This window comes from uncultured Nevskia sp., assembly GCF_903885465.1.
Lineage (GTDB): Bacteria > Pseudomonadota > Gammaproteobacteria > Nevskiales > Nevskiaceae > Nevskia.
Map to the genome: position 1 here is coordinate 1 of NZ_CAISIQ010000014.1, position 8,283 is coordinate 8,283.

Annotated in this window: 11 protein-coding genes and 1 pseudogene; 9 read left to right on the forward strand and 3 right to left on the reverse strand. The window is 62.7% G+C overall.

From position 1 onward, the window contains the following. The coding region (locus QZY06_RS00455; protein WP_295678753.1) for a copper-translocating P-type ATPase at positions 1–1,865 on the forward strand (1,865 nt) is incomplete at its 5' end. A 58-nt stretch (positions 1,866–1,923) separates the two neighbouring features. Here QZY06_RS00455 and QZY06_RS00460 read toward each other — a convergent pair. Beyond that, the gene (locus tag QZY06_RS00460) at positions 1,924–2,565 is read right to left on the reverse strand and encodes a zeta toxin family protein (RefSeq protein ID WP_295678755.1); all 642 of its coding nucleotides are present in this window, start codon (positions 2,563–2,565) and stop codon (positions 1,924–1,926) included. Then, positions 2,565–3,164, reverse strand: coding sequence for a type II toxin-antitoxin system prevent-host-death family antitoxin (locus QZY06_RS00465; RefSeq protein ID WP_295678757.1), 600 nt, complete (start codon positions 3,162–3,164; stop codon positions 2,565–2,567). The genes QZY06_RS00460 and QZY06_RS00465 overlap by 1 nt, the downstream gene beginning before the upstream one ends. Before the next feature lie 112 nt (positions 3,165–3,276). Between QZY06_RS00465 and QZY06_RS22085 the strand changes: the two are divergent. The 8 genes and pseudogenes from QZY06_RS22085 to QZY06_RS00500 all read left to right on the forward strand — a co-directional run. After that, a pseudogene (locus QZY06_RS22085) lies at positions 3,277–3,633 on the forward strand (hypothetical protein); the annotation flags it as partial. Positions 3,634–3,723: 90 nt separating this feature from the next. Further along, positions 3,724–4,182: a MerR family DNA-binding protein gene (locus QZY06_RS00470; protein WP_367275526.1), complete on the forward strand. Its 459-nt coding sequence runs from the start codon at positions 3,724–3,726 to the stop codon at positions 4,180–4,182. Further along, positions 4,179–4,604 (forward strand): hypothetical protein, encoded by a 426-nt coding sequence (locus QZY06_RS00475; RefSeq protein ID WP_295678764.1) that lies wholly within the window; start codon positions 4,179–4,181, stop codon positions 4,602–4,604. The genes QZY06_RS00470 and QZY06_RS00475 overlap by 4 nt, the downstream gene beginning before the upstream one ends. 100 nt (positions 4,605–4,704) lie before the next feature. Then, positions 4,705–5,142 carry a hypothetical protein gene (locus QZY06_RS00480; protein WP_295678767.1) on the forward strand — a complete coding sequence of 146 codons (438 nt, stop codon included), beginning with the start codon at positions 4,705–4,707 and terminating at the stop codon, positions 5,140–5,142. A gap of 106 nt (positions 5,143–5,248) precedes the next feature. Beyond that, positions 5,249–5,503 (forward strand): DUF2282 domain-containing protein, encoded by a 255-nt coding sequence (locus tag QZY06_RS00485; RefSeq protein ID WP_295678771.1) that lies wholly within the window; start codon positions 5,249–5,251, stop codon positions 5,501–5,503. A 42-nt stretch (positions 5,504–5,545) separates the two neighbouring features. Next, on the forward strand, positions 5,546–6,370 hold the full coding sequence (locus tag QZY06_RS00490; RefSeq protein WP_295678773.1) for a DUF692 domain-containing protein: 825 nt from the start codon (positions 5,546–5,548) through the stop codon (positions 6,368–6,370). Further along, entirely contained in the window at positions 6,348–7,130 is a 783-nt protein-coding gene (locus tag QZY06_RS00495) for a DNA-binding domain-containing protein (RefSeq protein ID WP_295678775.1), read from the forward strand. Before QZY06_RS00490 ends, QZY06_RS00495 begins: the two co-directional genes overlap by 23 nt. A 64-nt stretch (positions 7,131–7,194) precedes the next feature. Then, positions 7,195–7,407, forward strand: coding sequence for a GDCCVxC domain-containing (seleno)protein (locus tag QZY06_RS00500; RefSeq protein ID WP_295678777.1), 213 nt, complete (start codon positions 7,195–7,197; stop codon positions 7,405–7,407). A 13-nt stretch (positions 7,408–7,420) separates the two neighbouring features. On the opposite strand, the gene QZY06_RS00505 is transcribed toward QZY06_RS00500, so the two are convergent. Continuing rightward, the coding region (locus QZY06_RS00505; protein ID WP_295678780.1) for a DMT family transporter at positions 7,421–8,283 on the reverse strand (863 nt) is incomplete at its 5' end.

Below are 8,283 nucleotides of genomic sequence, written 5' to 3' on the forward strand. Positions count from 1 at the left end.
CCTGGGTCGAACTGCTGCTGGCAACACCCGTGGTGTTCTGGGCCGGCTGGCCGTTCCTTGAACGCGGCGTACAGTCGATCGGCAACCGCAGCCCGAACATGTTTACCCTGATCGGCCTCGGCGTCACCGCGGCATACGTCTACAGCGTGGTGGCGACAATCGCGCCTGGCGTGTTCCCCGCGAGTTTCGCGGCTCATGGCCGGATCGGGGTGTACTTCGAGGCGGCGGCGATCATCGTGTCGCTGACCTTGCTCGGCCAGATGCTCGAACTCAAGGCGCGTTCCCAGACGTCCGCGGCGATCCGTTCGCTGCTCGGCCTTTCACCGAAGACAGCGCGCCGCCAAAACGCGGACGGCAGTGAAACCGACGTCGCGCTCGACCTGGTGCAGGTCGGCGACCGGCTGCGCGTCCGGCCCGGTGAAAAGGTGCCGATCGACGGCACCGTGATTGACGGCGAAAGCCATGTCGACGAGTCGATGCTGACCGGCGAGCCGCTGCCGGTGCGTCGCACGATTGGCGATCCGGTGATCGGTGCCACGCTGAACGGCAACGGCAGTCTGGTGATTCGAGCCGACAAGGTCGGCGCCGGCACGCTGCTCGCGCAGATCGTGCAGATGGTCGCGCAGGCGCAGCGGACCCGCGCACCGATGCAGCGCATGGCCGATGCGGTGAGCTACTGGTTCGTGCTCGCGGTCATCGCAATTTCGGTCGTGACGTTGCTGATCTGGGGCTTCTTCGGGCCCGAGCCTTCCTGGGTATATGGCTTCATCAATGCAGTGGCGGTGCTGATCATTGCCTGTCCCTGTGCGCTGGGGCTGGCAACGCCGATGTCGATCATGGTCGCCACCGGCCGGGCGGCGAGTTCCGGAGTGCTGTTCCGCGACGCCGCGGCGATCGAGACCCTGCGTCGCATCGACACCCTGATCGTCGACAAGACCGGCACGCTGACTGCGGGCAAGCCGGCCTTTCACAGCGTGCAGGCCGCCGAGGGGTATTCCTCCGAGCAGGTGCTGCAGTTCGCCGCAAGCCTGGATCAGGGCAGCGAGCATCCTCTGGCTGAAGCCATCGTCGCGGAGGCTCGTCGTCAGAATCAGGTCTTGTTGCCCGTGAAGCAGTTTGAGTCGGTCACCGGCATCGGCGTGCGCGGCATGGTGGAAGGCCGTCGTCTATACCTGGGTAACACGGCCCTGATGCAGGAAGTGGGCGCGGACGTTGCCGGCCTGGTGAAAGCGGCTGAGACTTTGCGCGCCGAAGGGGGCAGCGTCATGTTCCTGGCCATCGACGGTAAGGTCGCCGGTCTGGTGACGGTGTCCGATCCGATCAAGACCTCGACCCCGGAAGCGCTCGACAAGCTGAGGGCGCTTGGCATCCACGTGGTCATGGCGACCGGAGACGGACTCACCACCGCGAAGGCGGTCGCCAAGCGACTTGGCATTGACGAGGTCTACGGCGAAATCCGCCCCGAGGGCAAGGCGAAACTGGTGGCCGATTTCAAGGCGCAAGGGCGCCGCGTCGCGATGGCCGGGGACGGCATCAACGACGCCCCGGCGCTGGCCGGTGCCGATGTCGGCATCGCGATGGGCACCGGCACCGATGTCGCCATGAACAGCGCCCACGTCACCCTGATCAAGGGCGATCTGCTGGGCATTGCGCGAGCGGTCGAGATCTCCCAAGCGACCGTGCGGAATATGAAGCAGAACCTCGGCTTCGCGCTGATCTACAACGGCCTCGGCGTGCCGATTGCCGCTGGCCTGCTGTTCCCGGCTTTCGGCATCCTGCTGTCGCCGATGCTGGCGGCACTGGCCATGAGCCTCAGCTCGGCGTCGGTCGTTGGTAACGCATTGAGGCTCCGGAGCGCGCGATGAACCCTTGGCTTTTGATGGTGGCAGCTGGCCGAGAAGAGTGACGAGCGACCATAGCGGCTCAGGTGCTGAAGTCGCTCTCCACCATCTTGATCGCGCGGGCCAGCAGAGGCTTGGACCAGGCGGGAACCCGGTCGAGGGCCATCTTGCCGCCAAGGCGTAGTCGACGGTCCTTGATCGAAAAGACCTCGAAGGGCGACGGCCGGCCGTCCGAGGTCTGGGTACTGTTGTCCCAGACGCGCAGATTTGCGGCGGTACCGATGAACCGAAGCAGGTTCTTGCGGCTGTTTTCGTAGCGCTCCCGGATTTTGGTTTCCGGGATGTCGTGGCCACCCCGGCGAACGCGCTCAGCGACCCGCTGGATGTGCAACTCGGGACTTGCCAGCCCGACGAAGAAAAAATCCAGTTGGCACCCCATGGCGAGCGCCCGCATCAGCTCAAATGGCACGCTCGTGGCGCCGAGAGTGGTCTCGAAGGCGTAGCGCCTTCCTTCGTCGATAGCCTGCTGCAGGGCGTCGAACCCGGTCTGCCAGGCACGGGAATTGGCTTCCGTTAGTGGCATGCCCAGCGCGACAAGCGCGCGGGTGTGCTCGTCCGGGTTGAAGTACTCCCCATCCTGGGACAGAAAGGGCTGAACAATGGTGCTTTTCCCGGCACCATTGGTTCCTGCGCCGACAAGGATGTGGCCCTGACCACGAGCCATCATTTGGCTCTCTTCCTAGGCTTGGTTGCCGTTGCAGCCGAAGCTGCCACAGATAGGACCTTGCCGGCTTTGTGATGAATCACGACACCTGAAGCAGATCCACCTAGTTTGCGCTGCTTGGTCTCAACGACCGTGAGCCGCTCCGAGATGGGGCGCTTGGCTTTGAGCATAGGGACAGTCAGGACCTGAATCGCGTTGAAGGGCTTGGATCTGACAACTCTCTTGCTGCCGGTAGCAAACGCTTCGGCTGGCTTGACCATCGGCGAAACCGGATTCTGGTCATAGTGCTTGTTCAGGAACCGGTTGATGTCGTCCTCATCAGCGTCCATCAGCCGATTCATGGCCCCCCCTTGCTGGGCTGACTGCATGCGGGCCAGCTTGTCGTCGAATTCCTGCCTGAGCGCCTCCAGCGAGGACGGATCAACGGGCTCAAGGCGGGTCAGCCGGTGGTAGCGATCGACCGAGATGACCACGGCCTGAGGCGTGCCGTGCTTGGTGATCTGAAGGTCCGCAGTGCGCACGCGCTCGCCGATCGACCCGAGGCTCATTTTCAGGGTTGTGGCGTCGACAACGGTGGGAACGGTTCTCTTGGCGCTCATGACGACCTCCGGATATTTCGCTCGATTATAGTCGAATCGAGCGATTTTGACCGTGAGTGTTGCAGCGCGTTGAAAGCTGACCCCGTGGGGATGCGGACAAAAACTTGGATGGGTCGTAGCGATAGCAGGCGACGACGTGAACAATGCCTAGGCACTCGAGCAGGCCGATATCGGCATCGCGATAGGCACCGGCACCGATGTCGCCATGCACACGGCCGGCGTGACGTTGCTGCGTGGCGATCTGCGCGGCATTTATCAGGCGATCACGCCGTCTCGGGCAACGCTTCGCGACATCCGTCAAAACCTGCTCTTCGCCTTTATCTAGAAGCTTATCGGCGTACCGACTGCAGCCGGCGTGCTGTATCCGGTCTTCGGCTGACTGCTGACGCCGATAATCGCCAGTGCAGCGATGGGCCTGCCATCGTTCTCGGTGATCGCCAATGCGCTCCGACTCCGGCCGCTGCACCTCAATACGCCAGAATCGCTTGACTCAGGACTATGGTCCAAGGTTTACGCTGCAGCCATGTTGAATGTAAAGCCCATGAACACCCCCGCCTCGATGACCATCGGCAAATGGGCGCAAGCCGCCGGCGTCGGCATCGACACGGTGCGCTTCTATGATCGCTCAGGCCTGCTCGGCAAGCCGTTGCGCTCCTTGTCCGGGTATCGCCTGTGCGCGCCAAGCGAAATCGACCGACTGCGCTTTAACCGTCGGGCCAAGTCGCTCGGCTTCACCTTGGAGCAGATCGCCGAGTTGCTGAGCTTGAGTCAGGGCGGCAACCGTGCCGATGTCAAAGCGTTGGTCTCAAACCGACTGACCGAGATCGACTTGCGGATCGTCGACCTCGTCGCCATGCGGAAATTGCTGGCGAAGCTGGTCAACGAGTGTGACGGTCACGGCAGCGTCGCCGGTTGCCCGATCATCGAGTCGGTGCTGGAGCCCGCTGGTTCGTATGCAGCGCAGCGGCCGGCGACCGCATCGAGCGCTACCGGCAAGCGTCAGCGGACGTCGTCATGAGCTCAGCCCTCGCCATGACGATGTTCGGCAGAACGGTCCGCATCAGCATCGTGAGTCTGCTGACTGCGGTCATGTTGCTGCTGCCGGTCAGCCTTGCCTGGTGCTGCATGGGCAGCTCCATGCCTGCAGGCGCCGACTGCGCAGCAGCGCAGCACCCGGACGCGCCAGCAACCTGCCTGAGCATGGCGGCCGAATTCGGCAAAAACGGTATTGTGGCCGATACTCGACATGCCCTGATCCGGCCACAGAAGTCAGCCAGGCGCTTTCCTGCACTCGACGGCGATCAGCATCCCGCCCCGAGGCCTTCAGCCACGGTGCTGCCAGTCTCCGCGCATGTCACCCGTTTTTTGACTGCGGCAATCCCGCCGCCCGTTCCATTTCATCGCCCGCTGTATCTCCAGACCGCTCGACTGCGGCTATGAGCCCGAGGACGCTCCGCGCCTCACCGCTTCTAGCTGCAAGCCTTGCTGACAACCTCGTCGCAAGGCCCCGTCGAGCCCTTTTCTGTCTGCGAGAACTTCCATGTCGATCCTCAATACCTGGCGCAGTGCCGCCATCAGCTTTGCCGTCACCAGCCTGTTGACCCTCTCCGTAGCCCATGCCGATAGCGATCAGCGCGATAGCGGCGAGGCACACGTTTCATCCCACGAGTCGCAGCGATCGGAGGCCGCGCCGAACACCTGGGTGCAGACCAAGTATTTCTGGCTCCAGCACACGACGGACTGTGAAGCAGCATCGTCGACCGTGACCGCCCCGGTTCAAAAAGCAGCTTCGATCAGCGCCTGGAAAGTGGCTAAATATCCGGCGTTTCAGGTGACCGATCGGGCAGCGATCGCGCCTGCGGCGGTTGGCAGCGACTCCAGTGCGGATTCGGAGAATGACTGGCTGCGCAGCAAGCAGGCCTATCGCTACGCCACGGCGCCAGCTCAGCGGGTAGCCGAACTGATTTGCGCGCGGTAAGTCCAAGGCCTGCATTTTTTGCAATATCGCCGGGCTGCCGAAGCCTGATCGCATCGTCTTCGGCAGCCCGGCGCTCATTCCTCGTCAAACTCATGGAGAAGTCCCGATGAAGTCGTTTGATACTTCGAAGCTGATCGCTGGCGCGGTTGCCAGCCTGTTGTTGTCGACCACGGCGGTTGCCGCCGACAAGAAGGCCGAAGAGAAGTGCTTCGGCATCGCCAAGGCTGGGCAGAACGGCTGCGGCACCGCCAAACATTCCTGCGCCGGACAGGCGAAAGCCGACAATGCGCCGGATGACTGGAAGATGGTGCCGACCGGCAGCTGCGAGAAAGCAGGCGGATCGCTGACCTCGAAGTCCTGATTGCCAGTCGGTTCAGTGCAGCGAATCCCTTATCGACAAGCGATGCCGGCGAGTGCCGGCATCGGCTTGCGCGATCCGCACGTCATCGAGATCGACGACACCCGCCCGGCGATCGGCTGGCTGGAAGTCCACAGCGAAAACTACTTCGGCCATGACCGGCATCGGAATAGCCGACTGCACCGATTGCGGGCTGACTATCCGCTGAGCCTTCACGGTGTCGGTCTGTCGCTGGGGTCGGTTGATCCTCCTGACCCGAAGCACCTCGATGAACTGGTGACCCTGGTCGATCGATACCAGCCTTGGCTTGTTTCCGAACATGCTTGCTGGGGCAGCATCGGCGGGGTGCACAGCAACAACCTGTTGCCGTTGCCAAGAACGCGGGAAGCGGTCGACGTGCTCTGCCGCCATGTCGAACAGCTACAGGACCGCTTGGGTCGAAGGATCGCGGTGGAAAACGTATCCACCTATCTCGAATTTGCCGGTGCCGAGTACAGCGAAGCCGGCTTTCTCGCGGCGGTTGCCAAACGCAGCGGCTGCGGCCTCCTGGTCGATCTGAATAACCTGTACGTCAATCAGATCAATCACGGTGCCGACGCGATTCGCGCAATCGCCGACATTCCAGCTGATCAGGTGTTTGCCTATCACCTGGCAGGTGGCGAGGATCGCGGTCATACCCTGATCGACACGCACAGTCGACCCGTACCTGCAGCCGTGTGGGCGCTGTACGAGCACGCCCTGACGGTCATCGGCTGGCGTCCAGCCTTGATTGAACGTGACGCAGACATCCCGCCGTTGTCCGAACTGCTCGCTGAAATGCGGCGAGCCGATGATCTTGCAGAGCCCCATGTCATCGACCGAGATCGTTGATCGGCAGCCCGAGGCACTTTCATTGGCGGGCCTGCAACGCCAGATGATGGCGGTCGTTCTCGGCGAACCGCTGGAGCCGGCGCTTCGTGGTCAGGTGATTGCGCGCCCAAGCCTCGATGCGGAAGATCAGTTCGCGATCTATCAGCATGCGACGGCAGCGCTTCTCGAACAGGCGCTGGCCATCAGCTACCCGGCCACCGCTAGGGTCATGGGTAGTGGCACTTTTAGGCAAATCATCGCTGACTACGTGGCGGTAACCCCTTCACGCAGCGGTGATCTGGAAGCCTACGGTGCCGACGTAGGCGATTTTCTGGAGCGCCTTGCGCGCGCGGATATCCCCCTCACCGCGCCGGACCTGGCGCGCTTCGAATGGCTCGTCGCGCAACTCGCACGCGCTCCTGAGACCCCCGCGCTCGATCACGAGAAGCTGGCAGCTATCCCGTCGGATCAGCTGCCGGAATTACGATTTGCACTCGTTCCGCGAGCCGCATTATTCAGATCAAGCCATCCCGTGCTCGCCATCTGGAGTGAAGCTGACAGCGCTCAATACGACCGGGGTGACAGCCTGCTGCTGGTCTGCGACGACGCGCTGCGAACGATCAAGCTGAATCCAGACGCCTGGGCCTTCCACTCAACCCTGTCTGCGGGTGGCGCGCTGAGGGAGGCTGTCGAGGCAGCGATCAATATCAATCCGGATTTCGACCTCGGCAGCTCGCTTGATCAAATACTCCGGATGGGTGCATCCAGCATCAGGTCATGAGGGCTCCGCCGACCGCGATGACTGCAAACGCTGCTTTCCGTCGACCAGAAAGAAGAAACCCACCATGACCAACCACATTCTTGAATCGGTATTGACATGCCCAGCATGCGCAGCTTCTAAGGTCGAGGTGATGCCGACAGATGCCTGTCAGTTCTTCTACGAATGCAGCAGCTGCAACACGCTACTGCGTCCCAACCCTGGCGACTGCTGCGTGTTCTGCTCCTTCGGCTCTGTGAAGTGTCCACCGATTCAGCAGAGCGGTGGTTGTTGCCGGTAAATCAACCGACGGCTCACCGATGGTCGTGCTCGTGGTGGGCATCGGGAAAATGGGCATGGCTGTGCGTCAGGGCCACATGCTGATGACGATGGGAGTGACGCTGCACGGCTGAGTCCAGAGCGCCGTGCGCGTGCTGGTGGTGCTCGTCGTGGCCGTGCTCATGCTCGTGCTCGATCGGGACATGGCTGTGCTGGTGCTCATGGTGTTCGGTCAGATGCAGCCAGATACCGACTGCCATCAGGCTTCCTGCAACCACCAGTGACAGCGTCAGCGGCTCGCCGAGCAGCAGCGCCAGCAATGCGCCGAAGAACGGGGCGATCGAGAAATAGGCACCGGTACGCGCGGTGCCGAGATGCCGCAGCGCGACCACAAACAGCGCCAGGCTGACCCCGTAGGACAGGAACCCCACCAGCATCGCACCGCCGGCGGTACCGACCCCAGGTAGCGCGGCCCCTAACGAGAATGCGAGCACCAGATTGACGGTGCCCGCGACCAGTCCTTTTACCGCCGCGATCCAGGTGGCGTCCGTCAACGACACCTTGCGTGTCAGGTTATTGTCGATGCCCCAGGCCAGGCAGGCTCCGAGGATAGCCAGCGCCGGCATCGCACCGGCAAAGCTCACCTGCTGAGGCCAGCTCAGGATAAGCGCACCGGCGAGGATGGACGCCATCCCCAGCGCGATCCGGCCGTCGAAATTTTCCTTGAATGCGAACCAGGCCAGCAAGGCAGTGAAGACCCCTTCGGCGTTCAGCAACAACGAGGCACCCGTCGCCGGCATGCCGGTCAGACCGACCATCAACAGCACCGGCGCCAGCACACCGCCGCTCAGAATGGCGCCGGCCAGCCACGGCCACTCGCGGCGGGTCAGAAGCGCTA

Bases quoted from the DNA above. Each gene is read 5' to 3' on its own strand.
- QZY06_RS00460 (WP_295678755.1), bottom strand. From the start codon at position 2,565: ATGGCTCGTGGTCAGGGCCACATCCTTGTCGGCGCAGGAACCAATGGT.
- QZY06_RS00465 (WP_295678757.1), bottom strand. From the start codon at position 3,164: ATGAGCGCCAAGAGAACCGTTCCCACCGTTGTCGACGCCACAACCCTG.
- QZY06_RS00470 (WP_367275526.1), top strand. From the start codon at position 3,724: ATGACCATCGGCAAATGGGCGCAAGCCGCCGGCGTCGGCATCGACACG.
- QZY06_RS00475 (WP_295678764.1), top strand. From the start codon at position 4,179: ATGAGCTCAGCCCTCGCCATGACGATGTTCGGCAGAACGGTCCGCATC.
- QZY06_RS00480 (WP_295678767.1), top strand. From the start codon at position 4,705: ATGTCGATCCTCAATACCTGGCGCAGTGCCGCCATCAGCTTTGCCGTC.
- QZY06_RS00485 (WP_295678771.1), top strand. From the start codon at position 5,249: ATGAAGTCGTTTGATACTTCGAAGCTGATCGCTGGCGCGGTTGCCAGC.
- QZY06_RS00490 (WP_295678773.1), top strand. From the start codon at position 5,546: ATGCCGGCGAGTGCCGGCATCGGCTTGCGCGATCCGCACGTCATCGAG.
- QZY06_RS00495 (WP_295678775.1), top strand. From the start codon at position 6,348: ATGTCATCGACCGAGATCGTTGATCGGCAGCCCGAGGCACTTTCATTG.
- QZY06_RS00500 (WP_295678777.1), top strand. From the start codon at position 7,195: ATGACCAACCACATTCTTGAATCGGTATTGACATGCCCAGCATGCGCA.